The following is a 26,450-nucleotide window of genomic DNA, read 5'->3' as shown; positions in this document are numbered from 1 at the left end:
AAACAGATAAGATGGCAACAATAAGGGAGATAAAAGGAAGGATAACCTCAACCAAGTCATCAGAGAAGATAACAGGTGCAATGAAGATGATATCTTCTGCCAAACTACGTAAGGCAGAAGGAGCACTTCGTATGATGCATCCGTACCGTAACCAATTAAGTTCGGTAATATCACATCTTCTCTCATCTGACGGAGATTATCCATCACCCCTTACCGAAATACGTTCGGTATCTCGATTTGCATTTGTGATAATAGGTTCAGAGGAGGGATTATGTGGAGCATACAATGTATATCTCTTTAAAAAACTATTAGAGAGAATGGAGTATGTACGTAATACCTATGGAGAGGAGTGTCAGATAACACTCTATCCTTTAGGGAAAAAGATGACCTCAATATTGTCAAAAATGCAAGGAGTAGAGGTAAAAAAATCAGAATACCTCACAGCAAAGAGCCCTTCAACAGTAATACGAGAGTTTACTGATGATTTAATATCGAACTATTTATCAAAGAATTACGATGAAGTTGAGGTGATATACCCCAAATTTAAATCTATGGCATCTCAACCGGTCGAAACACGCACTCTATTGCCAATTGATTCAACTCAATTGTCAACAGAGCAAGAAACAAGTGGACATCAAAATCCATACATATACGAACCAACAAAACAAGAGATATTCTTGTCAATATTGCCACTATTTGTGCGAGTAGATATGCAAGATGCAATATATAACGGAAGAGCATCAGAACAGGCAGCACGAGTAATAGCAATGCAGTCGGCGAGTGATAACGCTAAGAAACTGTTGGAGGAGTTACAATTGGATTACAACAAATTGCGTCAACAAGGAATTACAAACGAATTATTAGATATAGTAGGAGGATCAATGCATTAATAGATTATGAAGAGTTTAGTAGAGTACATAAAATCTATTTTCAAAGGTCTATGGACACTTTTGATAGGTATGAAAATAACACTAAAAGAGTTTTTCACACCTAAGATTACACAATGTTATCCCGAGAATAGAGAAACATTGAAGATTGCCGACAGATTTAGAGCAACACTTGTAATGGTACATGATGAGAACGGAAAAAACAAATGTACTGCATGTGGATTATGTTCAATGAACTGCCCAAATCAAACCATCAAAATAACCTCTCATGTTGAAGAGACCGAAGATGGTAAAAAGAAAAAAGTATTAGATACCTATATGTATGATATAGGCAGTTGTACATTCTGTCAATTATGTGTAGAAGGTTGCCCTACAAAAGCAATAGAGTTTACAAACGATTTTGAACAAGCAGTATTTACACGTTCAAAATTAGTAAAGCAATTAAATAAAAAATAAAACACGATAATATGGAAAACATTGGTAGCGAAGTAATCTTTTACATCATCGCAGCAGTAATGACAATATTCTCTGTGATGGCGGTTACTACAAAACATTTGTTACGTTCTGCAACTTACCTGTTGTTTGTATTATTTGGCACAGCGGCTCTCTATTTTCAACTTGAGTATGAATTTTTAGGAGCAGTACAAGTAGCGGTATATGCAGGAGGTATAGTCGTACTCTTTGTCTTTTCAATACTATTAACACAAGGGTTAGGACAAAACAAAGAGTCAATTAAAAAAAGTAAGTTGATAATGGCATTATCTGCAGCCGTCTTAGGACTAATTGTTTGCGGATATTCATTATTTACACACGTCTTTCCCAATTCGCGATATGCACTTGGCGAAGATATAACAATGAAACGAGTAGGAGAGGATTTATTAGGTTCAGGACAATACCAATATGTATTACCCTTTGAGTTAATAAGTGTACTCTTGTTAGCATGTATAATCGGAGGCATTATGATAGCCCGTAAAAGATAAAAACTATGGAAATACCTTATATATATTACTTAGTAGTAAGCGGTGTTATGTTCTTTGCAGGAGTATATGGATTCATAGCACGACGCAATATGTTGGCTGTCCTCATATCATTAGAGTTGATGCTGAATGCAGTAGATATAAACTTTGCTGTATTTAACCGATATTTATATCCCTCACAACTTGAAGGATTCTTCTTTACCCTATTTGCAATAGCAATAGCAGCAGCAGAAACAGCCATAGCAATTGCCATAATAATAAATATTTATCGAAACATCAAAAACATCAAGTCTGATAACTTAGATAAGATGAAAAACTAAAAGATAAGAGGACATGGATTTTTCATATTCAATTGTAATACTTGCGTTACCATTATTTATGTTCCTAACATTAGCGTTAGGCGGAAATAAAATGTCGCAAAAATTTGCTGGAATCCTTGGAACATTAGGATTGGCAACAATAGCAGTATTGTCATATATGGTAGCATTCCAATACTTTGGAATGGAGAGAGTAGATGGTGTTCGTCAAGCACTAATACCATATAACTTTGAGTGGTTAGGTTTTACCGAAAAACTGACAATCAATTTAGGAATATTGCTTGATCCTATATCAGTAATGATGCTTGTAGTAATAACCACAGTATCATTAATGGTACACATATATAGTATGGGATATATGCACGGTGAGAAAGGATTTCAACGTTACTATGCGTTCTTATCGCTTTTCTCATTCTCAATGTTAGGATTGGTAGTAGCAACAAACATATTCCAAATGTATATCTTTTGGGAGTTGGTAGGAGTATCATCATATCTGTTAATCGGATTCTACTACACAAAACCCTCAGCAGTATCAGCATCTAAAAAAGCGTTCATTGTAACACGTTTTGCTGACTTAGGATTCCTAATAGGAATACTATTACTATCATTCTATACTGAGACATTCTCATTTGATCAACTAACAGCCGACGGAGGATTCTTCTTAACCACAACATCAGGAGCAACATTCATGGGATGTTCAGTAGCATCATGGGCAATGGCATTGATATTTATGGGAGGAGCAGGAAAATCAGCAATGTTCCCACTACATATATGGTTGCCCGATGCAATGGAAGGACCAACACCAGTATCAGCATTGATACACGCAGCAACTATGGTAGTAGCAGGAGTATATCTTGTAGCACGTCTGTTCCCTGTATATCTATCAGTACCCGATGTATTAGAACTAATAACATGGGTAGGAGCAATAACAGCACTATATGCAGCAATAGTAGCGTGTGTACAAAGCGACATAAAACGCGTACTCGCATTCTCAACCATATCACAAATAGCCTTTATGATAGTAGCCTTAGGAGTATGTACATCAATGGTACCATCAGAGGGAGGATTAGGTTATATGGCATCAATGTTCCACCTATTCACACACGCAATGTTTAAAGCGTTGTTATTCTTGGGAGCAGGAGCAGTAATCCATGCAGTACACTCAAACGAAATGAGTCATATGGGAGGATTAAGAAAATATCTGCCCATTACACACATAACATTCCTGATAGCATGTTTGGCAATAGCAGGAATACCTCCATTCTCAGGATTCTTCAGTAAAGATGAAATCCTTGCCGCAGCATTCAATAAGAGCATGTTCTGGGGAGTATGGATGACAATAGTAGCAGCAATCACAGCATTCTATATGTTCCGTCTATACTTTGGAATATTCTGGGGAAAAGAGGCAAAACATGAACACACCCCACACGAGTCACCAGCAACGATGACTATACCCCTAATAATATTAGCAGTTATTACATGTGTAGCAGGATTTATACCATTTGGAGAATTTGTAACCTCAAACGGCGAATCATACCACATACACCTTGATATGACAGTAGCAATAACAAGTGTAGTATGTGCAGTAGTAGCAATACTATTAGCAACATGGTTATTTGCAAAACCCAACAGCAAACCAGAGAAGATGCAGGCAGCATTACCACGTTTGCACAAATGGGCATACAACCGTTTCTATATGGATAACGTATATCAATTTATAACACACAAAATCATTTTTGCAAAAATATCAAAACCAATAGCATGGTTTGATCGTCATATAATTGACGGAACAATGGATATGTTTGCAACAGTAACAAATTCTGTGTCTGAGAAGATAAAAGACTTCCAATCAGGAAAATTACAAATGTATGTGTGGGTATATATCGTAGGAGCCATGATATTAGCAGCGGCAGCAATATATACATTGTGTATTAAGTAGGAAAAAAGAAAAAAACAAACAATATGAGCATTTTATCAATATTCGTAATCATTCCCATATTAATGTTGGGAGGTCTGTTTCTTTCAAAGAATATGAAACAGATACGAACAGTAGCAACCGTAGGTTCGGCGCTACAACTAATAGCAGCCATAGCCTTAGTTGTTCTATTCTGTGGTAAGAGAGCAGCAGGAGATACAGCAGAAATGTTGTTTATGGCAGACCACGTATGGTTTCAAGCATTAAACATACACTATGCAGTAGGAGTTGACGGAGTATCAGTAGCCATGATATTACTATCAGCAATAATTGTATTTGCAGGAGTATTTGCATCATGGAAAATTGATCCACTGCCAAAAGAGTTCTTCATGTGGTTAATACTATTATCAATAGGAGTATATGGCTTCTTCATCTCAATAGACCTATTCACAATGTTTATGTTCTACGAGGTAGCCTTGATACCAATGTACTTGTTGATAGGAATCTGGGGAAGTGGAAAGAAATACTATTCAGCAATGAAACTAACACTGATGTTGATGGGAGGATCAGCACTACTATTGTTAGGAATATTAGGAATATATTTCAACTCATCAGCAGATGGCAATCTGACAATGAACATTTTGGAGATAGCGAAGAACAATGCGATACCTCATTCATTACAAAACATACTATTCCCATTAACATTTGTAGGATTTGGAGTATTAGGAGCAATGTTCCCCTTCCATACATGGTCACCTGACGGACACGCATCAGCCCCCACAGCAGTATCAATGCTACACGCAGGAGTATTGATGAAGTTAGGAGGATACGGATGTTTCAGAGTAGCAATGTACTTGATGCCATATGCAACACAAGAGTTATCATGGATATTCTTGATACTAACAGGAATAAGCGTATTCTATGGAGCATATAGCGCATGTGTACAAACCGACCTTAAATACATTAACGCCTACTCATCAGTAAGCCACTGTGGATTGGTGTTGTTTGCACTCCTAATGTGGAACACCACAGCAATGACAGGAGCAATAATGCAAATGCTATCACACGGATTAATGACAGCACTATTCTTTGCATTAATCGGAATGATATATGGTCGTACACACACACGTGATATTCGAGAGATGGGCGGACTAATGAAAATAATGCCATTCCTGTCAGTATGTTATGTAATAGCAGGTTTGGCATCATTAGGATTACCCGGATTAAGTGGATTTGTTGCAGAGATGACAATCTTTGTAGGAGCATTTGACCATGCAGATACATTCCGCCGAGTATTCACAATATTAGCATGTACATCAATAGTAATAACAGCGGTATATATCTTACGAGTAGTCGGAAAAATACTATATGGACCCGTACAAGACAAACACCATTTAGAGTTAACCGATGCAGTATGGTATGAGAAATTCTCAACAATAGTACTTATAATAGCAGTAGCCGGAATAGGAATATTCCCATTATGGGTATCAGACCTAATACGCGAAAGTATAAAAGTGATAAGTGAAAGAATAATACAATAATATAATAAGAAAGAACTTTTAATATGAGTTACGCAGAATTTTTAGGTATGGGAGCAGAATTGTCATTGATGGCAGTTATAATACTCCTATTCATATACGATACATTTGCCTCACAAAAATCAGGTAAATACCTACCCATAACAGCAGTATTACTACTTGCTATACAAACCCTATATCTTGCATTTGGAGGCATACAAGAAGCATCGTTGTTTGGAGGTATGTACTCAACAACAACAATGTCAAATGTAGCAAAAATAATATTGAACATAGGAACAATATTAGTATTTATCCAAGCAGCATCATGGGTAAAAGAGGATGATATGAAGATTCGTAGAGGAGAATACTATGTATTAACACTCATCACTCTATTAGGAATGTACTTTATGATGTCAGCCCAAAACTTCCTACTATTCTTTATAGGATTAGAGACAGCATCATTACCAATGACAGCATTAGTAGCAATAGAGAAATACAAAGAGAACTCATACGAGGCAGCAGCCAAATATCTCTTCTTTGCAGTATTCTCATCAGCATTAATGCTATTAGGATTATCATATATCTACGGCGCAGTTGGAAGTCTATACTATTCAACAATAGCAGCATCTTTCACTGTAACACCATTAACAATAATGGCCGTGGTGTTGTTCTTAGCAGGAATGGGCTTTAAACTATCATTAGTACCCTTCCACCTATGGACAGCCGATGTATATCAAGGAGCACCAACAGTAGTAACCTCTTATTTATCGGTAATCTCAAAAGGAGCTGCAGCGTATGCGTTGATGATAGCATTGATGACAGCCTTTGGACAAGAAGCATTAGGAATATGGATTAACGTATTATACATAGTAATCATACTAACAATCACAATCGGAAACCTATTTGCAATCCGTCAACAAAACATAAAACGTTTCCTTGCATTCTCATCAATTTCACAAGCAGGATACATAATGTTAGGAGTGATGGCATGCAACGATTTTGGAGCAACCTCATTACTATACTATGTATTAGTCTATATCTTCTCAAACATAGCAGCCTTTGCAGTAGCAGGAGCAATAGAGAGAGCAAGTGGAAAACTCAATATCAACGACTATGACGGATTATACAAAACAAATCCAAAGTTGAGTGTAGCAATGATGTTAGCAATGTTCTCATTGGCAGGAATACCACCATTTGCAGGATTCTTCAGTAAATTCTTCATCTTCTATTCAGCAATAGAGACAGGAATTGGAGCAATGTATGTATTAGTATTCATAGCATTATTAAATACAATCATATCACTATACTACTATCTTTTAGTAGTAAAAGCAATGTTCTTAAAAGAGAGCGAGAATCCAATAGCACCAATCAAATCAGACTGTTATACTAAAGCCGTAATATTTATAACAGGATTAGGAATTGTGTTGTTAGGATTAGTAAGTTGGATATATGATTATATCTTTAGTGCAGTAGCCTAATAATTTATAAAACTCTAACAAACGAAGGGTATATTTAAAAGATATTTAACATATCAACTAACTAAAAAGTTCTATCTTTGCAAATGAGATAGAACTTTTTTTTGAATAACAAAAACCAAACAAAAATGTCAATATATATAATATTTATAGCATTTGCATTATTTAGTTTTATAGTACAACAAGTATTAAAATCAAAATTTAGTAAATATTCGCAAATAGCTTTACCATCAGGTTTAACAGGACGAGAAGTAGCAGAGAAGATGCTACGCGATGCAGGAATACACGATGTGCAAGTAGTATCGGTACAAGGACAACTAACCGACCACTACAATCCAATGACAAAAACCGTGAACCTTAGCGAACCCGTATATAATAGTTGTAGTATAGCAGCGGCGGCAGTAGCAGCACACGAATGTGGACATGCTGTACAACACGCAATAAAATACCCCTTTTTAACAATGCGTTCAAAATTAGTACCAGTTGTAAGTTTCGCTTCAAGTTGGATGCAATGGGTGTTATTAGCAGGAATTCTTTTAATTCAAACAATGCCACAAATAATGCTTATAGGAATAATTCTATTTGCAACAACAACCCTATTTAGTTTCATAACATTACCCGTTGAGATAAATGCAAGTTCACGAGCATTAATGTGGTTAAGTGGAGCAGGAATAACAAACGTATCAACCTATCCCAAGGCAAAAGATGCACTAAAATGGGCAGCATACACATACGTTGTAGCAGCATTAGGCTCATTAGCAACATTAGTATATTACATATTAATATTTACATCGCGAAGAGATTAAAAGCGCAACCCTTTAATAAAACAAAAAATCAGTTACTTTAAAGTAACTGATTTTTTGTTTATTCAATAAATTATATAGAACCACAAAACTACATTATCATAATTTGCAGTATAAATAAAAATTATCCCTCAATATTTTGTCTATAATAAAGTCTTAACAAGTTACGGTCAATGATACAAATTTCTTTAGGCGAAAAATCAATAATACCCAATTCTTTTAACTCATCTAACATAGAATTAAACAACGACCTTTGCACGCCAAAGAACATATAAATATCTCGTAATTTAGCTTTAATAACAATGTCTGAAGAGTTGTAACATGTAAAATACAAAACCCAAAAAGCAAATTTAGCTCTTATATTATCAGACGCAATTTGATTATAAGCTTCAAAAGGAATTTGTGATTTTCGAGAAAGATCAATCAAATAGTTCAATAATACAACTCTATGCTCTTGCATAATAGATATAAAATCTTGGTTATCAATAACCAGAACACCAGTATTATCACAACAAGCATAAACTGAAACAGAATATTTATTATTACCCATTAAGCAATTTGAAGCAATATTGTTAGGAGCAGTAATTGTCTCAAAAAGTTTAATCTTAACCTTTTCATTAATATATTCTGAACGGACATTCCCCGAGATAATAAATTTTAAGCAATCACACACATCTCCAGCATTAATAATAGCCTCACCATTATTATACGATATAAATTCAAATTTATATTTCTCAATAATCTTATTAAAAGATTCAATGCTCAACCCTTTAAATAGAGGAATTTGCAAAATAGAATCATATATGCTCATAATCAAAAATAAATATATACGAACAAATGTAGTTAAAAAAAAGGATATTTAAATTAAAATGCGATAAAAATTAAAATATAAAGTTGTCATTAAAAAATATAATATTCAAACTAAAGCCACCAAATAGGCAGTAATAAAAAATAAGCATCATACAACAAAAAATGCAAATTAGTGTTCTTAATATAATAATATAGTATGGAGAAAAAAAGATTTTGAAAAAAACTGCTTACAAATAATAACTACTCATAATAATTATTATATTTGCAATAAATTAAAAACAATATAGAGTTATGGAATTTTTAACTTTCAATTTTAAAGATGTGTTAAGTGCGTTTTTCGTACTTTTTGCGGTGATTGATGTACCAGGGTTAATGCCAATTATAATTAATTACAAAAGACAAGGCAACCCTATAAATGCAACAAAAGCCTCTCTTTACTCATTAGCGGCATTTGTAACATTTTTGTTTGTGGGAGAAGCATTGTTAAATTTATTCAATGTAGATATTGCATCTTTTGCGGTTGCAGGTTCACTGGTAATTTTTGCACTAGCTTTTGAAATGATATTCGGAATAAAAATTTTTAAAACCGATGACACACCCAAAAGTTCAAGTGTATTTGTACCAATAGTATTTCCATTAATAGCAGGAGCAGGATCGTTCACAACCCTTCTTTCGTTAAGAGCCTTATACTCAACACAAGATATATTAGTATCACTTATAGCCAATGTAATAGTAATATTCTTAGCAATACGTTTAGTATCGTTCTTTGAAAAAGTGTTAGGAGAAGGAGGAATATACGTTTTACAACGCGTGTTTGGAATAATATTGTTAGCAATATCAGTAAGAATGTTTATGGAAAACATAACCCAAATGTTAGATAAACTATAAACAATAAGAGATTAAAGATAAATTTTCTTAAAAAAAATTTGCTTTTAACAAATTAAACTTCTATTTTCGTAAAAATAATTAAATACGCTATAATTTAGTGATAAAATAAATCAAAAAACAAGATCAACAATTATGAGCTATCTTAAGTTTGATAAAAGTTTGATGATAAATCTCGAGCAGTCATTACCGCGCGAGATTTTGAGGACTAATAAATCTGGAGCGTATCACTGTACTACACTAGTAGGCTGTAACACACGCAAACAACACGGATTATTAGTAATTCCCATACCTGAGATGGATGATGAAAATCATGTAATGTTATCTTCTCTCGATGCCACCGTAATACAACACGGAGCACCTTTCAATTTGGGAATCCACAAGTATCAAGGCAATGTATATAGTCCTAACGGACACAAATACATTCGCGAGTACAATTGTGATGATATCCCCAAAACTGTATATCGAGTAGGAGGAGTAGTTCTGAAACAAGAGAAAATATTCGTTTCTCACGAAAGCAGAATATTAATCAAATACACTCTTGTTGATGCACACTCTGAAACAACATTGCAGTTCCGTCCATTCTTGGCGTTCCGTAATGCAAACGATGTATGTATTGAGAACAATCAAATAAACAAAGAGTATAACGAGGTAGCAAACGGAATAAGTTGTTGTCTATACCAAGGATATCCCAACCTCTATATGCAATATAGCAAAAAGGTTGAGTTCGTAAGCGATCCCCATTGGTATAACGGAATAGAGTATGTAAAAGACCAAGAGAGAGGATACTCATATCGCGAAGATTTATTCGTACCGGGATACTTCCAAATGCCAATAAAAAAAGGAGAATCAATAATCTTCTCGGCAGGAATTGAAGAGGTAAAACCACGCAGTCTAACAGCAATGTTTGACAAAGAGTTGGAAGTACGTCCACACCGAACATCATTCTACAACTGTTTGAAAAACTCAGCACAACAATTCTACCTAAAACGCAATAACGAGAACTATATGCTTGTAGGATATCCATGGTTTAAAGTAAGAGCACGCGACCTCTTCATCTCAATACCGGGATGTTCACTATACATTGAAGATGAAGCAATGTATCACAAAATGATGGATACAGCTCTATCGGCATTAAAACGCTTCATGGCAACAGGCGAACTCGATAGCGTAATAAAAGGAATTGACCAACCCGATGTGCCACTATGGGCAATATGGGCAATACAACAATACGCACAAGCAGTATCTTTTGATGAATGTATCAAAAAATATGGCGAAACATTAGAAGAGATAATCCTATATATAATAGGAGGCGGACATCCAAACCTATTCGTACACGAGAACGGATTGATATATAGCGATGGACGAGAGAAATCAATCTCATGGATGACAACCCTTGCAGAGGGAGGCCGTCCGGCAACTCCAAGAACAGGATATTTGGTAGAGTTTAACGCATTATGGTATAACGCATTAAAATTCTGTCACTCAACCATCCACGATAAGAAAAAAGCTGCTGTACGCAATGCCATATCAGATCTAATAGAACAAGTAGATATCTCATTCAAGGAGACCTTCCTTAATGAGCATGGATACCTATATGACTATGTAGATGGAGGATATGGAGAGTTAAGCGTACGTCCAAATATGGTATTTGCAATCTCATTAGAGTATTCTCCACTAACACGCAAAGAGCGAAAAGGAGTATTGGATGTAATCACGCGAGAGTTGCTAACACCAAAAGGATTACGCACATTAAGTCCAAAGAGTTACGGATACCGTCCGGTATATTACGGACCACGCTATGACCGAGAGCAAGCCTATTACCAAGGACCTGCACGTCCATGGTTGATGGGAGCATACGCCGAAGCATATCTAAAAATATTCGGATTAAGTGGAGTCTCATTCATAGAGCGAATGTTGATTGGATTTGAAGAGGAGATGTCAAACAACTGTATCGGAACAATCTCTGAGTTATTTGACGGAAACCCACCATTCATCGGTCGCGGAGGAATCAGTTATGCTGTAAACGTAGCAGAGATATTGAGAGTATTAAACCTAATGAAAAATTATAATAACAACATATAGGTATGAAAGCATTAATGTTTGGATGGGAGTTTCCTCCCCATATTCTCGGAGGTCTCGGAACAGCAAGTTACGGACTAACAAAGGGAATGCACAAATGTGGCGATATGGATATCACATTTGTAATACCCAAACCTTGGGGCGATGAAGAGAAAGGCTTTGCCAATATCATAGGAGCCAACAACACCCCTGTTGTATGGCGCGATGTAGATTGGAATACAGTAGAAAATCAAATAGGCAATACTATGAATCCGCAAACCTATTACGATTTGCGTAACAATATATATGCCGATTTCAACTATATTCACACCAACAATCTTGGATGTATAGAGTTCTCCGGACGTTACGCCGACAACATATTAGAGGAGATAAACAACTACTCAATAGTTGCAGGAGTAATAGCACGAACAGTACCTTGCGATGTAATCCACTCACACGACTGGTTAACCTATCCCGCAGGAATACATGCAAAACAGATAACAGGCAAACCATTGGTAATACACGTACACGCAACAGACTTTGACCGTAGTCGTGGAAATGTAAACCCTGACGTATTCCGTATCGAAAAAGACGGAATGAACTATGCCGATCATATCATTACAGTAAGTAATCTGACACGTCAAACCGTAATAGAAAAATACGGAATATCTCCCGATAAAGTAACAACAGTACACAATGCCGTTGAGCCAATGAGTGAGGAGATTATGGCAATAGAGATGCCACGCAATCCCAAAGAAAAAGTAGTAACATTCCTTGGTCGTATAACAATGCAAAAAGGACCAGAGTACTTTGTTGAGGTAGCAGCACAAGTATTACGTAAAACAAACAACGTACGCTTTGTGATGGCAGGAAGTGGCGATATGATGAACAAGATGATACGACTTGCAGCAGAACGCGACATAGCCGATAAATTCCAATTCACAGGATTCTTACGAGGCAAACAAGTATATGAGATGCTTAAATCGAGCGATGTATATATGATGCCATCGGTATCAGAGCCCTTTGGAATATCGCCCCTTGAAGCAATGCAGGTAGGAGTACCATCAATTATCTCAAAACAATCGGGATGTGCTGAGATTTTGAACAATGTAGTAAAAACCGATTATTGGGATGTAGATGCAATGGCAGATGCCGTATATTCAATAATAACATATCCGGCAATGTACAACCACATGAAAGAAGAAGGAATACGCGAAGTAAACGAAATCAAGTGGGAGTACGCAGGACAAAAAGTGATAGATATATACCGCAAGGTAATGAAATGGTAAAACTTTAAAAACAGCAATAAAATGAGAACAATCTGTTTCTATTTTCAAATTCATCAACCATTCCGTTTGAAACGTTATCGTTTCTTTGATATTGGTAATGACCACTACTATTATGACGATTTCAACAACGAGGAGATAATCCGTCGAATAGCAGAGCGTTCATATTTACCCGCAAATCGTGCATTATTAGAGATGATAGAAGATTCGGGTAATAAGTTTAAAGTAGCATTCTCAATCTCAGGCGTAGCACTTGAGCAATTAGAGATGTATGTGCCGGAGTTTATTGACTCAATGCGAGACTTGGCAAAAACAGGATGCGTAGAGTTCCTGTCAGAAACATACGCACACTCATTAGCATCGTTAGTCGATCCCGAAGAGTTTATCAACCAAGTAAAAGCACACGATGATAAAATAGAGTTGTTATTCGGACAACGACCCAAAGTATTCCGTAACACCGAGTTGATATATTCAGATGAGATAGCGGCTATGGTAGCATCAATGGGCTTCAAAGGAATCATCACAGAGGGAGCAAGACACATATTAGGATGGAAGAGTCCAAACTACCTATACACACCGGCAACAGCACCAAAAGTAAAATTGATGCTTAAAAACTATAAATTGAGTGACGATATAACATTCCGATTCTCAAATTACGAGTGGAACGAATATCCATTAACAGCCGATAAGTTTATGGGATGGATAGGCTCATTGCCCGAAGGCGAGGAGGTAGTAAACCTATTTATGACATACGACACATTAGGCGAACTACAATCAGCCGAAACAGGAATCTTCGGATTTATGAAAGCACTACCACGCTTTGCGGCAGATAAAGGCATCACATTCTCAACACCATCAGAGGTAATATCAAAACTAAAACCAGTAGATGTAATCTCGGTAAACGATCCAATCTCTTGGGCAGACGAAGAGCGAGACACATCAGCATGGTTAGGAAACATATTACAAAAAGAAGCATTTGAGAAACTATACTCAGTAGCAGAAAGAGTACGCTTGTGTTCTGACACACGTCTAAAACAAGACTGGAACTATCTACAAGCATCAGATCACTTCTACTATATGTGTACAAAACACTTTGCAGACGGAGCAGTGCACAGTCACTATAGCCCATACGATTCAGCATACGAGGCATTTACCAACTATATGAACGTATTAAGCGACTTTATAGTACGAGTAGAAGAGCAATTCCCCGATTCAATTGAGAACGAAGAGTTGAATGCACTGATCACAACAATTCGTAACCAGGCAGCTGAGATTGAGGTGTTGAAAAAAGAGTTAGCAAGTGCAAAAGCAAATGCTGGAGTAATAGAAGAAGAAAAGCCTGCAAAAAAAGCACCTGTAAAGAAAGCAACAAAAAAAGCAGCACCTAAAGCAGAAGTTGAGGCTTCGGTAGAGGAGAAACCGGCAAAAAAAGCCCCAGCAAAAAAGGCAACAAAAAAAGCCTCTAAATAATTAGATGCAACATAATAAATTTAGAAAGGACTGTTCCGAGTGGGGGACAGTCCTTTCTAATTGCTAAAAATTCAAAACTAAATCTTAAACACTATACACGTGTATCAGTTTTAATAACAGGTTTTTGGCATCCGCAACCATCCCTGTTGCACGAAGCAAAACCAATAACAATTATTGTACAAACAATAAAAAATATAAACTTTTTCATAAACGTTCAAATTATATGCACGAAGGTACAATAACTTTTTTGAATAACACAGCAAAGAAAATAACAAAAACATAAAAAAACAAAATAATATAATAACTCTCCATAATTTTTATTAATTTAGCAGAGTAAAACAAAAAACAAAACAGATATGGCACAAAACGAAGAACTATTTTACGATGACGAAGACGCAGTAAAATACATCCGCAAAAACTTAGACGCAGAACTAACAAAAGAGATATCAGACGATGATATATACTATGTAGTAGACCTGATATACGACTTCTACGAAAGCAAAGGTTTTATGAGTGAAGAAGATGAAAACGCCGAGATAACCATAGCCGATGATGAAATAATAGACTATGCAGTATCAATGGCAAAAAAAGACACACTCTGCAAACTAACACCAGAGCAAATCGAGGCAATCATCGAAGGCGAACTCTCATATTGCGAGTCAATAGGAATGTTTAAATAGCCATAAAGTATATATGTTAAAACACAACCAATATATACTATTAATACTAACACTCCTATTATTCGTATCACCACAAGCAGAATCGCAACTGTTAAAACGCGAAAAGAAGAGTGGAGTACAATTATCGCTAAGGGATAAAACAATGTCCCATATCGAAATACAAACGCTCACACTTGATGAAAACATAAATGTACCCATTATAGAGTCACCATTAGCACATCGCAAAATACGCGAGTATATGGCAGAGCAAGAGAAAACCTTGCAAAAACTCAAACAATATGGAGTGTCACAAGTAGAATTACAACGCGGAGGGGAGGTTATAAAACTAACAATCCCGGTTGATAAATTATTCTATCCAAACGATACAACACTCTTCAATAAAGCAGATTTGTTGCTGCGTCCCATAGCCCGATACGGTTCAGATATAGGAATGTATCATATACTAATAGTAGTACATAGCGATAACACAGGAAGCATAGAGTATAACCTGAACCTAACCACGAAAAGAGCCGAGCAATTGCACAATAAGATAAAGCAGTTAGGTTTAAAAACCGATGAAGTAGTAGTCTATGGAATGGGAGGAGAAGAACCGCTAACCGACAATCTCACAATGGAGAAACGCAAAAAGAATAGAAGAGTAGACATCTATTTAGTACCGGGAGAGGAGATGATAAAACTATCACTACGAGGCCGGTTAGAGGTAAAATAGTATTCAAAAAACATAAAAAGATAACGTATAGTCATGCGTTATCTTTTTTATATAAAAACCTATTTGAAAATATTCTTAAAATTAATACCTTTGTAATAGTAAGGATAAAGCAATTATTAACCATATAAATTACGAAAGATGGAGATTAAACTACCAATAAAAAAAGGAGAAACCACTGATAAAACAATATCAGGAGTAATGAATATGGTTATCGTAGGAGCCAACGGAGCCGGAAAAAGCCGATTTGGCAAAGAGATAGAGCAACGGTATTACACCAATACCTTCCGAATCTCGGCACTAAAAACCGTAATGCCCATTGATGAAACCGCCGAGGTAAAAGAAAACTCCATAACAGGAGAGTATAACAAATACTTTAAAGAGAATAAACAACTCACACTCAAAACCGAGTTTGAGCAACTCTTTGCATTACTAATCAGGGAGGAGATGCAAAACCTCATAGATTATAAAAATGCAATATCACAAGGCAAGAATGTAACGCTAAAAACCTCAACATTAGACAAAACACAAGTAATGTGGGAGAAGATATTTCCACATCACAAAATAATTCGCAGCAATGGAAAATTGGAGATAGTATCCGACACCTCGCCCAATAACTACAACGCAATGCAGATGAGTCATGGTGAAAAAGTAGTACTCTATCTCATAGCCGCCTCACTCATAGCACGCCCAAACTCAATAATCATAGTAGATGAGCCGGAGATGCACCTGCACCCCTCAATGACCTCATCCTTGTGGAACGACATAGAGAGTCAGCGACCAGACTGTTGTTTTATCTACCTTACACACGACCTAAACTTTGCCGTATCGCGTAGTGGAAAACGCATCTGGGTAAAAAGTTACGATGCCGAAACCAACAGTTTCGATTACGATTTCATTGAAAATAGCGACACCCTACCCGAAGAGATATACCTTGAACTCTTAGGCGGACGCAAACCCGTACTATTTGTCGAAGGCGACACAACATCAAGCATTGACAATAGACTGTACCCATTAGTCTTTACCGAGTACACCGTAAAACCATTAGGCGGATGCAGTAAAGTAATAGAGGTGACACGAGCCTTCTCCGAGATGAAAAACTTTCATATGCTGGAGTCGCGAGGAATCATTGACCGAGATCGTCGCACCTCGCACGAAGTAGAATATCTGCGGAGCAAAAACATCTATGTACCCAACGTAGCCGAAGTAGAAAACCTATTACTCATTGAGCCGGTAGTACGCTCAGTAGCACGATGCACAGGCAACAACGAAGAGCAAGTCTTTACAGCCGTAAAACAAGGAGTAATCAAGTTCTTTAAGGCATCAATTGAGGAACAAGCATTAATCCATACCCGTCATCGCATACGCAATGGCATAGAGTTTCGCATCGATACCCGAGCAAACACAATCGAAGAGTTTGCACATCACATCGAGCATCTAACCGATGAGATAGACTCACGCTTTACCTACACCAAATTAGTAGATAAATTCAACCGATTTGTACGAGAAGAAAACTACCCTGCCATACTAAAATTCTTTAATCAAAAAGCAATGATAGCACAAAGCAAGGTGACAACACTTTGCGGATTCTCCACACCCGACCAATACATAAACTATATACTATTCATCCTACGAAGAGGAGGAGCAGAGGCAGAAAAGATAAGAGAAGGCATAAAAGCCTGTTTTAACCTCGATGCACCAGCAAAAATAAAACCACGAAAAAAGAAAAAATGATAAAACTCTGGATATCGGCGGCACGCCCCCGAACACTACCCACATCCATAGCACCAGTAATATTAGCAACAACCTACTCATGGCAGCAAGGCAAAGCCGATTGGTGGGTATTTACAATATGTATGCTATTTGCACTTGCAGCACAAATAGCATCAAACTTTGCAAACGACTATTTCGATTATAAAAACGGAAGCGACAAACCCAACCGGGTAGGGCCACGCCGAGCCGTAGCATCGGGCGACATAGCTCCCCGCACCATGCTCACAGCAACCATAATAACCCTAGCCATAGCAGCCATATTAGGGTGTATGTTAATACCCATAGGCGGATGGCAGTTAGTAGTATTAGGAGCAATAATAATACTCTTTGCCCTCGCATACTCAGCAGGCCCCTATCCCTTATCATATCACGGCTTAGGCGAAGTAACCGTATTCATATTCTTTGGCATAGTACCAGTAACAGCAACCTATTGGTTACAAACCTCAACAATAGAGATGCCGGTAATAATAGGAGCAGCCGCCATGGGCTTACTATCATCAAACATCCTATTAGTAAACAACTATCGCGATTATCAAACCGACAAACAAGACGGCAAACGCACCTCAGTAGTAATCTTAGGACGCCGATTTGCCATAATAACCTATCTTGTAAACGGAATATTAGCAACCACAATACTCGCCACCACATACACAGGAGCAATATTTGCCATACTCTTCTTGGCACTACACCTAAAAACATGGCGAGGACTAATAAAAACCCAAGGACAAGCCCTTAATGCCTATATAGGACTAACAGCCCGAAACCAACTAATATTCACACTACTATATTTAGCCGTAGCACTAATAGAAGCAACCATAAAATAACAATGGAAAATAACCCCTTTGCAATCAACTTCAAAACAAAAGCATTAACCTTTCTGCTGGTAGAAGCAGTAATGTTCATCATAGCATCGGCATTAGTAGCAATAGCATCAAAACTACTTACACTGCCCGAACGCCCCCAAATGATGATAATGCTAACCATACAAGGCATAGTATTGTTTATAGCCTCGCCCCTGATAACAGCAAGGCTACTAACGCGCAAACCCTTCAAATACCTATCACTAACCACATTACCAACCCTCAAACAAATAGTGTGGGTAACAATAGCAATGATAGTAATGACACCAGCCCTCAACCTCATAGTATCGTGGAACGAGTCAATGCACTTACCCGAGTTTATGTCGGGCATAGAGGAGTGGATGAGAGCAAACGAAGACGCAGCAGCCGAGTCAACCAAAAAACTTCTCTCTCTGCAAACCCTAACGGAGTTAATCATAACCCTGCTAATAGTCGGCTTAATGACAGGAGTAGGCGAGGAGTTAACCTTCCGAGGCGTAATGCAAAAACTAATAGAAGACAAGTGGCAAAATCACCACATAGCAATATGGTTAACCGCAATAATATTCAGTGCCATACACCTGCAATTCTTCGGATTCTTTCCCCGAATGTTATTAGGAGCATTTTTCGGATACCTGTTAGTATGGTCAAAAAGCATCTGGCTACCAATCTATGCACATACCCTAAACAACAGTATGGCAGTAATAGCAGCCTATATGCTCAATATAAACCTCACCAGCGAAGAGATAGATAAAATAGGAACAACAGAAGGCGGTTCACTGTGGACAGCCGCTATAAGTCTGCTACTCTTTATATACTGTGTAATAAAACTAAGAAAAGAAAAAACAAAACAATTACTAATAATATAAATCAATAACAAAGAGAAGATGAAAGCACTTAAACAAATTGTTGCCATAACATTAATGATGGCAATATTCGTATTAGCACTACCATCGTGCGGAGGAGAAGATGATGACTTTTGCAAAGTATCAGTAACAACAACACAAGGAGGAATAGCAACCGCTTCCGAAACCGAAGTAATGCCGGGTTGGGAAGTAACCTTAACAGCAACCCCCGAGAATGGATACCGTTTTGTAAGTTGGATGGTATCAGGTATGGAAGTATCAACCGAGAACCCTTATACAACAGTAATAACAGAGAATACCCAATTTAAAGCCATATTTGAGAGAGAAAATGGAGCAGGAGACGATCAAGTAGATGAAATCCTCCCAGATGAAGGAATAACAGAAGAACAAATATATACCATTGAGATAAAGCCCGAAGGAGCAGGAGAAGTCTCAAAAACAATATATGGTAATGCCCTTAATATGGTAGCCCAACCAAACGAAGGATACCGCTTTGTAAACTACACCATTAATGGCGAAGTAGTAAGCACAGAATCAATATACTCTATCAATATAACAGACTTTACCGAGATAGTAGCAAATTTTGAAGAAGAGAATATAGTACCCCCTCAACCCGAAACAATGGTTGCAGTAGATTTAGGACTCTCAGTAAAATGGGCAATATGTAACTTGGGAGCAGAAACCCCATACGAGAGTGGAAACTACTATGCGTGGGGAGAGATAGAGACTAAAGAAGATCACAATTATTGGGAAAACTATCTATGGAGTAATGGAAGCGAAACCACAATAACAAAATATTGTACAAATATAGAAGAAGGAATCCTCGATAATAAAACAGCCCTTGAATTAGAAGATGACGCAGCACACGTAGCGCTTGGAGGTAATTGGCGTATGCCCACAGTCGAAGAATTTAATGAGTTACTTCGTGAGTGTGTATGGTACTGGGTAGAGCTTAATGGAGTACAAGGATATAAAGTAATAAGTTTTAAAACCGAGAAATCAATATTCCTGCCAGCCGTTGGAATAAAATCACGAGAGAATATATCAGGGGTAGGAACATTAAGTTCATACTGGACAAATACATTATCAACTCGCTCTTACGAAGCAAAACGACTATTTATATATAATGGTAACGAAGATGAATTAGGAGTGTGGCCATATTATCGTTGGATAGGATGCCCAATCCGTCCAGTATATGCGGAGTAAAAAAGATAAATTAAGAGAAACAAATATATGGTTGCTCACGTGAGCAACCCTTTATTCATATTATAAACCAATTAGACTAATCTGACTAATTAGAGCAATTATTAACAAATCTGTGAGTAAGCAAGTTCAACAAACGAAAGTTTGTTAACTAACACTAATACTAAGGAATAAAGCACTCCAAAAGTTTAGCCTTACCCTCAATCTTAACACAACAAGTAGTTGCAGGAACAAGGATAGTCTCTCCTTGTTTCATAGTTGTAACATTACCCTCGCAGTCAGTTAATGTAGCGTTACCACCCATACAGATAAATATTGAGAATGAGTCGCGGTCGCTCAATTTGTAATCAACCACGCCATCAATATCCAATACACTTGTTGAGAAGTATTCGCACTCTGCAAGTTTAACACCCTCATTTAATTTGGGAGTATATTCTGTTTTAAGGTCGCTATAAAGTTTGTAGTCGATAGCATCCTTTGCAAGTTCAGTGTGTAGTTCTCTGCCATTACCATTTTTATCTTTACGGTTGTAGTCGTAAATACGGTAAGTAATATTTGAGTTTTGTTGAATCTCTGCAATGAAAATTCCTTTGCCAATAGCGTGAACACGTCCTGCAGGTAAGAAGAAAACATCGCCACTCTTAACCTCGTGGAATTGAAGAACATCTGTGATCGTATTATTTTCTATACGCTCAACATACTCTTCGGGTGTAATCTCTTGTGAAAAACCAGAGTATAGTCCAGCACCTTCGGCAGCCGAGATAACATACCACATCTCTGTTTTACCAAATGAGTTGTGACGCTCTTTAGCAAGAGTATCATCGGGGTGAACTTGTATTGAAAGATAATCTCTTGCATCAATAAATTTAATTAGCAAGGGGAAATCTTTTCCAAAACGCTCAACAACATGTTTACCTAAAAGAGCAACGCCCTCTTTCTCCATAACCTCAGTTAGGGTAGCACCTTTGTACTCGCCATCGGCAACAACCGAAACATTACCCTCAACTTGAGAAATCTCCCAACTCTCGCCAATGCCCTCTAATTTAGGAGAAACATCTTTGAATTTACAAATCTCGTTACCACCCCAAATAACGGGTTTAAGAATGTCTTCAAATTTTAATGGTTTCATAGTTATATATTTAGTTAATAATTAGCGGATAAGTAATAACATTGTCGCTATACACAATCTCTAATGTGTATATGCCTCTTTCAAGGTTAGGAATATTGTTATGTTCCTTGCCCTTGCCATAATATACGTAACCCGAATTGGGCGACAATATGCTTACACTTTTGCACAAATTTACTCTATCTGCTGGAATTACAATCTTTTCTCCCTCAAAAAAATGCAATGGGGGATGATATTGTTGTGCAGCCTCACTCTCATGGTAGTAGTCATTAGTAGCAGTTACAGCATAGTATAATCCAGTTGAGTAATCTTTATAACTCTTTTCTGTGTATCGAGCCTCAATAATATTCTCTGCCAAATTGGTGTCAACAGGGTAACTATCCGATGCATATACAGTGTAGTACTTGGCATCACCCTCGCACTCCCATGATATTGTTTTAGAACCATCCTCTGCAACTGTAATGTTCAAATCGTATGGTAGAACATCACACCCCTTTTTATAATTCTTCAATGCAGGAAATAGTGCAGGAGTATTATAGGTATCTCCTTTAAGAGTAGTGCTTACACCTTTTAAATTATCTTCAAGTTGCAAAGTTCTGTAAAACGAACTTCCAGCAATACCCATATCTCTGCTAACATATATTTGAGGCATAAAGTCACGTAAACTCCAATTGCCACTGCTTTTATCCAAACGATAAACTCCCAATCCTGCAACAATAGGGTAGCCATTACTGTTTCTTACCCAATCTTTTACAAAGGGGAAAAACGACACATCAGGGTAATACATCATAGGAGCAACAAAATCTTGTTTGCCTGCTCTTAGCCAAGCAGCAACATCTTGGTATGCTGCCTCCATACCACTCCAACCCATCGAAGAGAAATATTTGTGATTATCGCGTTTACCCAACACAGCACTACTAACCATAACTTTTGGGTTTATCTTTTTTACTGCATCATATATTGAGTAAACAATACTGTTGATATTGTTTATTCTCCACTCCTTTAAACTCTCTCCATTATTAGCATACTTTTTATATGTTTTTGAATCGGGGAAATCGTGAGCCCTGTCGGGGTATCTTATATAGTCAAGATGAATACCGTCAACACTATATTTTTGGGCAATCTCGCTAACAATGTCTATCAAGTAAAAACAGGTCTCAGGCTCTCCCGGATTAAGATACCACTCTCCGTTATACTTGGTACATATCTCAGGTTTACGTTTAGGTAACGCCTTATTCCCTTGCATCTTAATAGCCTTGTCGCTGCCAATGTTCATACACACCACCCAAGCGTGGCATTGCAACCCTCTTTTGTGGCACTCATCAATGGCAAATGCAAGAGGATCATATAGCGGTTTTTTACCACGAGTGCCAGTCATTATAGCACTATATGGTTCAATATCCGACTCATACAAAACATCGCTCCTTAAACGAGCCTGAAAAAATACGGTGTTCATATTTAACTCTTGCACCATATCTAAAATTTTGCATAAATCCCTTTTTTGCTTTTCGCAACCCTCTAACGATGTTGCTTGATTTTTTGGCCAATCCAAACCATAGTTAGTTGTTAGCCATATAGCACGTATTTCGTTTTTAGGATTTTGAGCATTACCTTTTATAAAAAAAGCAGAGGTCAAAAGTATTAAACACAAAACCCTCAAAAAGTAGTTTTTCATCATAAAATTATTTATATTGCGAAGATACAAATTTTTTAGCAAAAAATGATTGCATTTTAATAAACTCTGTATTAATTTTACACAGATTAATGTAGGTATAGCTTATCTATATAAAAAGAGAAACATTAACTACAAAATATTAACTTATGGCAAAGAACAGATTAGTAGGAGATTATCCTGTAATTGGTATCCGCCCCACTATTGACGGACGTAGAGGAGAGTTGAAAGTGAGAGAGTCTCTCGAGGAGCAAACTATGAACATGGCAAAATCAGCAGCCAAGTTGTTCGAAGAGAATTTGCGTTACAGCAACGGAGAACCTGTAAAAGTTGTAATAGCAGATACAACAATAGGTCGTGTTGGAGAGGCAGCTGCTTGTGCTGAGAAATTTAAAAAAGCAGGAGTAGAGATAACCCTTACAGTAACACCATGCTGGTGCTATGGAGCAGAGACAATGGATATGGATCCCTTAACAATAAAAGGTGTATGGGGATTTAATGGAACAGAGCGTCCAGGAGCAGTGTATCTTGCATCAGTATTGGCAACACATACACAAAAAGGACGTCCGGCATTTGGAATCTATGGACACGATGTTCAAAATGCTGACGATACTGAGATACCAGCAGATGTTAAAGAGAAACTATTACGTTTTGGTCGTGCAGCTGTTGCAGCAGCATCAATGCGTGGTAAATCATATCTACAAATAGGTTCAATCTGTATGGGTATTGGTGGTTCAATAATTGATCCTGCCTTTATAGAGGAGTATCTTGGAATGCGTGTTGAGAGCGTTGATGAGGTTGAGGTAATTCGCCGAATGGAACGTGGTATCTACAATAAAGAAGAGTACGAAAAAGCACTTGCTTGGACAAAAGCAAAATGTAAAGAGGGCTTTGATAAAAACCCAGATAACCTTCAAAAAACACGCGAAGAGAAAGATGCAGATTGGGAGTTTGTGGTTAAGATGATGGTTATTATCAAAGACTTGATGAACGGAAATCAAAACCTTCCTGAAGGATGCGAAGAGGAGAAAGTTGGACACAATGCAATAGCAGCAGGATTCCAAGGACAACGTCAATGGACCGACTTCTATCCAAACTGCGACTTCCCTGAGGCACTATTGAATACTTCATTCGACTGGGACGGAGCACGTGAGCCATACATCTTGGCAACTGAAAACGACGTATTAAACGGAATAGGAATGTTGTTTATGAAACTTCTTACAAACCGTGCCCAAATATTTGCTGACGTTCGTACATATTGGAGTCCCGAAGCAATCAAAAAAGCAACAGGATATGATGTTGAAGGTAAAGCAAAAGATTCAGACGGAATAATTCACCTTATCAACTCTGGAGCAGCATGTCTTGACGCATGTGGAATGGCAAAAGATGAAGAGGGTAATCCTGTAATGAAAGAGTGGTGGAATGTAACAGAAGCAGACCAAGAGGCTATCTTAAATGCTACAACATGGAACCCTGCCGATTTAGGATACTTCCGTGGAGGAGGTTACTCATCACGTTTCATAACAGAGGAGCAAATGCCTGTAACAATGATACGTTTGAACTTGGCAAAAGGTCTTGGACCCACATTGCAAATTGCAGAAGGTTGGACAGTAAAACTTCCTGGAGAGGTATCAGATATCCTATGGAAACGCACCGACTACACTTGGCCTTGTACATGGTTTGCACCACGTTGCACAGGCGAGGGTGCATTCAAAACAGCATACGATGTTATGAATAACTGGGGAGCAAATCACGGAGCAATCTCATACGGTCACATAGGAGCAGACCTTATTACTCTATGCTCAATCCTACGCATACCTGTGTCAATGCACAACGTACCTGAAGATAAAATCTTCCGTCCATCAGCATGGAACGCATTTGGAATGGATAAAGAGGGACAGGATTATCGTGCTTGTGCTGCGTACGGACCAATGTATAAATAATAACGGTTTGTCAATTCTAACAAATCAAACTATAAATAGAGTGTGTCAATTTTCTTGACACACTCCCTAAAAAAGATATATCATGACAAGAAGATTTGTTTTAAACGAAACATCTTATTTTGGAGCAGGCTCGCGCGAAGCAATAGCAGAAGAGGTTGCTCGTAAGGGATTAAACAAAGCCCTAATAGTAACTGATAGCAGTTTGGTAAAATTCGGAGTAGTTGCTAAAGTATCTGAAGTATTGGAGAAAGCAGGAGTACCTTTTGAGATATTCGATGAGGTAAAGCCAAACCCAACAGTTGCAAACGTTAAGAGCGGATTAAAAGCGTATGCAGAATCAGGAGCAGACTTTATTCTTGCAATAGGAGGAGGCTCATCAATTGATACTGCAAAAGCAATAGGTATCATAACCAATAACCCCGAGTTCTCTGATGTGGTATCATTAGAGGGTGTTGCTCCAACAAAAAAACGTTCAGTTCCCATTATTGCAGTACCAACAACAGCAGGAACAGCAGCAGAGGTAACAATTAACTATGTTATTACCGATGAAGAGAATAAAAAGAAAATGGTATGTGTTGATCCTAACGATATACCATTGGTTGCTGTAATTGATGCCGAGTTAATGTACTCTTTACCCAAAGGGTTGACTGCTGCAACAGGAATGGATGCTCTAACACATGCTATTGAGGGATTAATAACTAAAGGAGCATGGGAATTGAGTGATATGTTTGAGATTAAAGCAATTGAAATTATTGCAGAAAACCTTCCTATTGCAGTTGAAGAACCCACTAATGCAAAAGCACGTGAGGCAATGGCACTTGGTCAATATGTAGCAGGAATGGCATTCTCAAATGTAGGTCTTGGAGTAGTACACGGAATGGCTCACCCAATGGGAGCAATATTTGACATACCTCATGGAGTGGCAAATGCAGTTTTACTACCCACAATTATGGAGTATAACAAACCCGCAGCCAAAGAGAAATATATTGAGATTGCAAAAGCAATGAAAGTGTATAAAGATGGTATGACAACTGATGAGGCAGCCGATGCAGCAGTAGAGGCAGTAAAAGCGTTGTCGATAAAAGTGGGTATACCACAAACTCTAACTGAGTTGGGTATAACTGAAAAAGATATTGACGCTTTGGCGGCATCAGCAATAGCCGATGTATGTACACCAGGCAACCCTCGCGATATAGATGAAGCAACAATAAAAGAACTTTATAAGAAAATACTATAATG

Annotated in this window: 23 protein-coding genes; 20 read left to right on the top strand and 3 right to left on the bottom strand. The window is 37.6% G+C overall.

Annotation, left to right across the window (positions count from 1 at the left end; translation table 11 throughout):
- The first annotated feature begins 11 nt into the window (after nucleotides 1-11).
- The 8 genes from atpG to IKK64_07150 all read left to right on the top strand — a co-directional run bounded on the left by atpG (nucleotide 12) and on the right by IKK64_07150 (nucleotide 7,894).
- On the top strand, nucleotides 12-890 hold the full coding sequence (atpG, locus tag IKK64_07185) for an ATP synthase F1 subunit gamma (GenBank protein ID MBR4119843.1): 879 nt from the start codon (nucleotides 12-14) through the stop codon (nucleotides 888-890).
- Between the two features lie 6 nt (nucleotides 891-896).
- Nucleotides 897-1,343 carry an NADH-quinone oxidoreductase subunit I gene (locus tag IKK64_07180; protein ID MBR4119842.1) on the top strand — a complete coding sequence of 149 codons (447 nt, stop codon included), beginning with the start codon at nucleotides 897-899 and terminating at the stop codon, nucleotides 1,341-1,343.
- Between the two features lie 11 nt (nucleotides 1,344-1,354).
- Entirely contained in the window at nucleotides 1,355-1,867 is a 513-nt protein-coding gene (locus IKK64_07175; GenBank protein ID MBR4119841.1) for an NADH-quinone oxidoreductase subunit J, read from the top strand.
- Between the two features lie 5 nt (nucleotides 1,868-1,872).
- A complete protein-coding gene (gene nuoK, locus IKK64_07170) occupies nucleotides 1,873-2,184 on the top strand; it encodes an NADH-quinone oxidoreductase subunit NuoK (protein MBR4119840.1) in 312 nt (103 codons plus the stop codon).
- 13 nt (nucleotides 2,185-2,197) lie between these two features.
- Nucleotides 2,198-4,120 (top strand): NADH-quinone oxidoreductase subunit L, encoded by a 1,923-nt coding sequence (gene nuoL / locus IKK64_07165; GenBank protein ID MBR4119839.1) that lies wholly within the window; start codon nucleotides 2,198-2,200, stop codon nucleotides 4,118-4,120.
- A 23-nt stretch (nucleotides 4,121-4,143) separates the two neighbouring features.
- Nucleotides 4,144-5,637, top strand: coding sequence for an NADH-quinone oxidoreductase subunit M (locus IKK64_07160; protein ID MBR4119838.1), 1,494 nt, complete (start codon nucleotides 4,144-4,146; stop codon nucleotides 5,635-5,637).
- A gap of 23 nt (nucleotides 5,638-5,660) precedes the next feature.
- Nucleotides 5,661-7,091: an NADH-quinone oxidoreductase subunit N gene (locus IKK64_07155; protein ID MBR4119837.1), complete on the top strand. Its 1,431-nt coding sequence runs from the start codon at nucleotides 5,661-5,663 to the stop codon at nucleotides 7,089-7,091.
- Nucleotides 7,092-7,216: 125 nt separating this feature from the next.
- Nucleotides 7,217-7,894, top strand: coding sequence for a zinc metallopeptidase (locus IKK64_07150; GenBank protein ID MBR4119836.1), 678 nt, complete (start codon nucleotides 7,217-7,219; stop codon nucleotides 7,892-7,894).
- Nucleotides 7,895-8,015: 121 nt separating this feature from the next.
- Here IKK64_07150 and IKK64_07145 read toward each other — a convergent pair whose 3' ends face one another.
- Complete coding sequence (locus tag IKK64_07145; protein MBR4119835.1) at nucleotides 8,016-8,702, bottom strand: Crp/Fnr family transcriptional regulator; 687 nt, start codon at nucleotides 8,700-8,702, stop codon at nucleotides 8,016-8,018.
- Between the two features lie 290 nt (nucleotides 8,703-8,992).
- Between IKK64_07145 and IKK64_07140 the strand changes: the two genes are divergently transcribed.
- From IKK64_07140 to IKK64_07095, 10 genes are all read left to right on the top strand, one after another.
- Complete coding sequence (locus IKK64_07140; GenBank protein MBR4119834.1) at nucleotides 8,993-9,589, top strand: MarC family protein; 597 nt, start codon at nucleotides 8,993-8,995, stop codon at nucleotides 9,587-9,589.
- 132 nt (nucleotides 9,590-9,721) lie between these two features.
- Nucleotides 9,722-11,671 carry a glycogen debranching enzyme family protein gene (locus tag IKK64_07135; GenBank protein ID MBR4119833.1) on the top strand — a complete coding sequence of 650 codons (1,950 nt, stop codon included), beginning with the start codon at nucleotides 9,722-9,724 and terminating at the stop codon, nucleotides 11,669-11,671.
- Nucleotides 11,672-11,673: 2 nt separating this feature from the next.
- Nucleotides 11,674-12,936, top strand: a complete 1,263-nt coding sequence (locus IKK64_07130; protein MBR4119832.1) for a glycosyltransferase family 4 protein — start codon at nucleotides 11,674-11,676, stop codon at nucleotides 12,934-12,936.
- A gap of 21 nt (nucleotides 12,937-12,957) precedes the next feature.
- Nucleotides 12,958-14,403: a glycoside hydrolase family 57 protein gene (locus tag IKK64_07125; protein MBR4119831.1), complete on the top strand. Its 1,446-nt coding sequence runs from the start codon at nucleotides 12,958-12,960 to the stop codon at nucleotides 14,401-14,403.
- A gap of 356 nt (nucleotides 14,404-14,759) precedes the next feature.
- Nucleotides 14,760-15,083, top strand: coding sequence for a hypothetical protein (locus tag IKK64_07120; protein ID MBR4119830.1), 324 nt, complete (start codon nucleotides 14,760-14,762; stop codon nucleotides 15,081-15,083).
- Nucleotides 15,084-15,096: 13 nt separating this feature from the next.
- Nucleotides 15,097-15,792, top strand: a complete 696-nt coding sequence (locus tag IKK64_07115) for an OmpA family protein (GenBank protein ID MBR4119829.1) — start codon at nucleotides 15,097-15,099, stop codon at nucleotides 15,790-15,792.
- Nucleotides 15,793-15,930: 138 nt separating this feature from the next.
- Complete coding sequence (locus tag IKK64_07110) at nucleotides 15,931-17,523, top strand: DUF4435 domain-containing protein (GenBank protein ID MBR4119828.1); 1,593 nt, start codon at nucleotides 15,931-15,933, stop codon at nucleotides 17,521-17,523.
- Nucleotides 17,520-18,386 (top strand): 1,4-dihydroxy-2-naphthoate octaprenyltransferase, encoded by an 867-nt coding sequence (gene menA, locus IKK64_07105; GenBank protein ID MBR4119827.1) that lies wholly within the window; start codon nucleotides 17,520-17,522, stop codon nucleotides 18,384-18,386. The genes IKK64_07110 and menA overlap by 4 nt, the downstream gene beginning before the upstream one ends.
- Nucleotides 18,387-18,388: 2 nt before the next feature.
- Nucleotides 18,389-19,270 (top strand): CPBP family intramembrane metalloprotease, encoded by an 882-nt coding sequence (locus IKK64_07100; GenBank protein ID MBR4119826.1) that lies wholly within the window; start codon nucleotides 18,389-18,391, stop codon nucleotides 19,268-19,270.
- Between the two features lie 18 nt (nucleotides 19,271-19,288).
- The gene (locus IKK64_07095; protein ID MBR4119825.1) at nucleotides 19,289-20,473 is read left to right on the top strand and encodes a hypothetical protein; all 1,185 of its coding nucleotides are present in this window, start codon (nucleotides 19,289-19,291) and stop codon (nucleotides 20,471-20,473) included.
- 160 nt (nucleotides 20,474-20,633) lie between these two features.
- Here the strand turns inward: IKK64_07095 and IKK64_07090 are convergent, their stop codons facing one another.
- Both IKK64_07090 and IKK64_07085 read right to left on the bottom strand, forming a co-directional pair.
- Nucleotides 20,634-21,599: a class I mannose-6-phosphate isomerase gene (locus IKK64_07090; protein MBR4119824.1), complete on the bottom strand. Its 966-nt coding sequence runs from the start codon at nucleotides 21,597-21,599 to the stop codon at nucleotides 20,634-20,636.
- Between the two features lie 10 nt (nucleotides 21,600-21,609).
- Nucleotides 21,610-23,274 (bottom strand): family 10 glycosylhydrolase, encoded by a 1,665-nt coding sequence (locus IKK64_07085; protein ID MBR4119823.1) that lies wholly within the window; start codon nucleotides 23,272-23,274, stop codon nucleotides 21,610-21,612.
- Between the two features lie 143 nt (nucleotides 23,275-23,417).
- Here IKK64_07085 and IKK64_07080 point away from each other — a divergent pair, with 143 nt between their 5' ends.
- Both IKK64_07080 and fucO read left to right on the top strand, forming a co-directional pair.
- Nucleotides 23,418-25,211, top strand: coding sequence for an L-fucose isomerase (locus tag IKK64_07080; GenBank protein ID MBR4119822.1), 1,794 nt, complete (start codon nucleotides 23,418-23,420; stop codon nucleotides 25,209-25,211).
- A gap of 82 nt (nucleotides 25,212-25,293) precedes the next feature.
- The gene (gene fucO / locus IKK64_07075; GenBank protein MBR4119821.1) at nucleotides 25,294-26,448 is read left to right on the top strand and encodes a lactaldehyde reductase; all 1,155 of its coding nucleotides are present in this window, start codon (nucleotides 25,294-25,296) and stop codon (nucleotides 26,446-26,448) included.
- Nucleotides 26,449-26,450: the final 2 nt, after the last annotated feature.

This window comes from Bacteroidales bacterium, assembly GCA_017521245.1.
Lineage (GTDB): Bacteria > Bacteroidota > Bacteroidia > Bacteroidales > G3-4614 > Caccoplasma_A.
Note: the sequence above shows the minus strand (reverse complement) of the source record. Positions and strands in the feature narration are given on the sequence as shown.

Excerpts from the sequence above, each read along its gene's own strand:
- atpG (MBR4119843.1), top strand. The coding sequence starts at position 12 with ATGGCAACAATAAGGGAGATAAAAGGAAGGATAACCTCAACCAAGTCA.
- IKK64_07180 (MBR4119842.1), top strand. The coding sequence starts at position 897 with ATGAAGAGTTTAGTAGAGTACATAAAATCTATTTTCAAAGGTCTATGG.
- IKK64_07175 (MBR4119841.1), top strand. The coding sequence starts at position 1,355 with ATGGAAAACATTGGTAGCGAAGTAATCTTTTACATCATCGCAGCAGTA.
- nuoK (MBR4119840.1), top strand. The coding sequence starts at position 1,873 with ATGGAAATACCTTATATATATTACTTAGTAGTAAGCGGTGTTATGTTC.
- nuoL (MBR4119839.1), top strand. The coding sequence starts at position 2,198 with ATGGATTTTTCATATTCAATTGTAATACTTGCGTTACCATTATTTATG.
- IKK64_07160 (MBR4119838.1), top strand. The coding sequence starts at position 4,144 with ATGAGCATTTTATCAATATTCGTAATCATTCCCATATTAATGTTGGGA.
- IKK64_07155 (MBR4119837.1), top strand. The coding sequence starts at position 5,661 with ATGAGTTACGCAGAATTTTTAGGTATGGGAGCAGAATTGTCATTGATG.
- IKK64_07150 (MBR4119836.1), top strand. The coding sequence starts at position 7,217 with ATGTCAATATATATAATATTTATAGCATTTGCATTATTTAGTTTTATA.
- IKK64_07145 (MBR4119835.1), bottom strand. The coding sequence starts at position 8,702 with ATGAGCATATATGATTCTATTTTGCAAATTCCTCTATTTAAAGGGTTG.
- IKK64_07140 (MBR4119834.1), top strand. The coding sequence starts at position 8,993 with ATGGAATTTTTAACTTTCAATTTTAAAGATGTGTTAAGTGCGTTTTTC.
- IKK64_07135 (MBR4119833.1), top strand. The coding sequence starts at position 9,722 with ATGAGCTATCTTAAGTTTGATAAAAGTTTGATGATAAATCTCGAGCAG.
- IKK64_07130 (MBR4119832.1), top strand. The coding sequence starts at position 11,674 with ATGAAAGCATTAATGTTTGGATGGGAGTTTCCTCCCCATATTCTCGGA.
- IKK64_07125 (MBR4119831.1), top strand. The coding sequence starts at position 12,958 with ATGAGAACAATCTGTTTCTATTTTCAAATTCATCAACCATTCCGTTTG.
- IKK64_07120 (MBR4119830.1), top strand. The coding sequence starts at position 14,760 with ATGGCACAAAACGAAGAACTATTTTACGATGACGAAGACGCAGTAAAA.
- IKK64_07115 (MBR4119829.1), top strand. The coding sequence starts at position 15,097 with ATGTTAAAACACAACCAATATATACTATTAATACTAACACTCCTATTA.
- IKK64_07110 (MBR4119828.1), top strand. The coding sequence starts at position 15,931 with ATGGAGATTAAACTACCAATAAAAAAAGGAGAAACCACTGATAAAACA.
- menA (MBR4119827.1), top strand. The coding sequence starts at position 17,520 with ATGATAAAACTCTGGATATCGGCGGCACGCCCCCGAACACTACCCACA.
- IKK64_07100 (MBR4119826.1), top strand. The coding sequence starts at position 18,389 with ATGGAAAATAACCCCTTTGCAATCAACTTCAAAACAAAAGCATTAACC.
- IKK64_07095 (MBR4119825.1), top strand. The coding sequence starts at position 19,289 with ATGAAAGCACTTAAACAAATTGTTGCCATAACATTAATGATGGCAATA.
- IKK64_07090 (MBR4119824.1), bottom strand. The coding sequence starts at position 21,599 with ATGAAACCATTAAAATTTGAAGACATTCTTAAACCCGTTATTTGGGGT.
- IKK64_07085 (MBR4119823.1), bottom strand. The coding sequence starts at position 23,274 with ATGATGAAAAACTACTTTTTGAGGGTTTTGTGTTTAATACTTTTGACC.
- IKK64_07080 (MBR4119822.1), top strand. The coding sequence starts at position 23,418 with ATGGCAAAGAACAGATTAGTAGGAGATTATCCTGTAATTGGTATCCGC.
- fucO (MBR4119821.1), top strand. The coding sequence starts at position 25,294 with ATGACAAGAAGATTTGTTTTAAACGAAACATCTTATTTTGGAGCAGGC.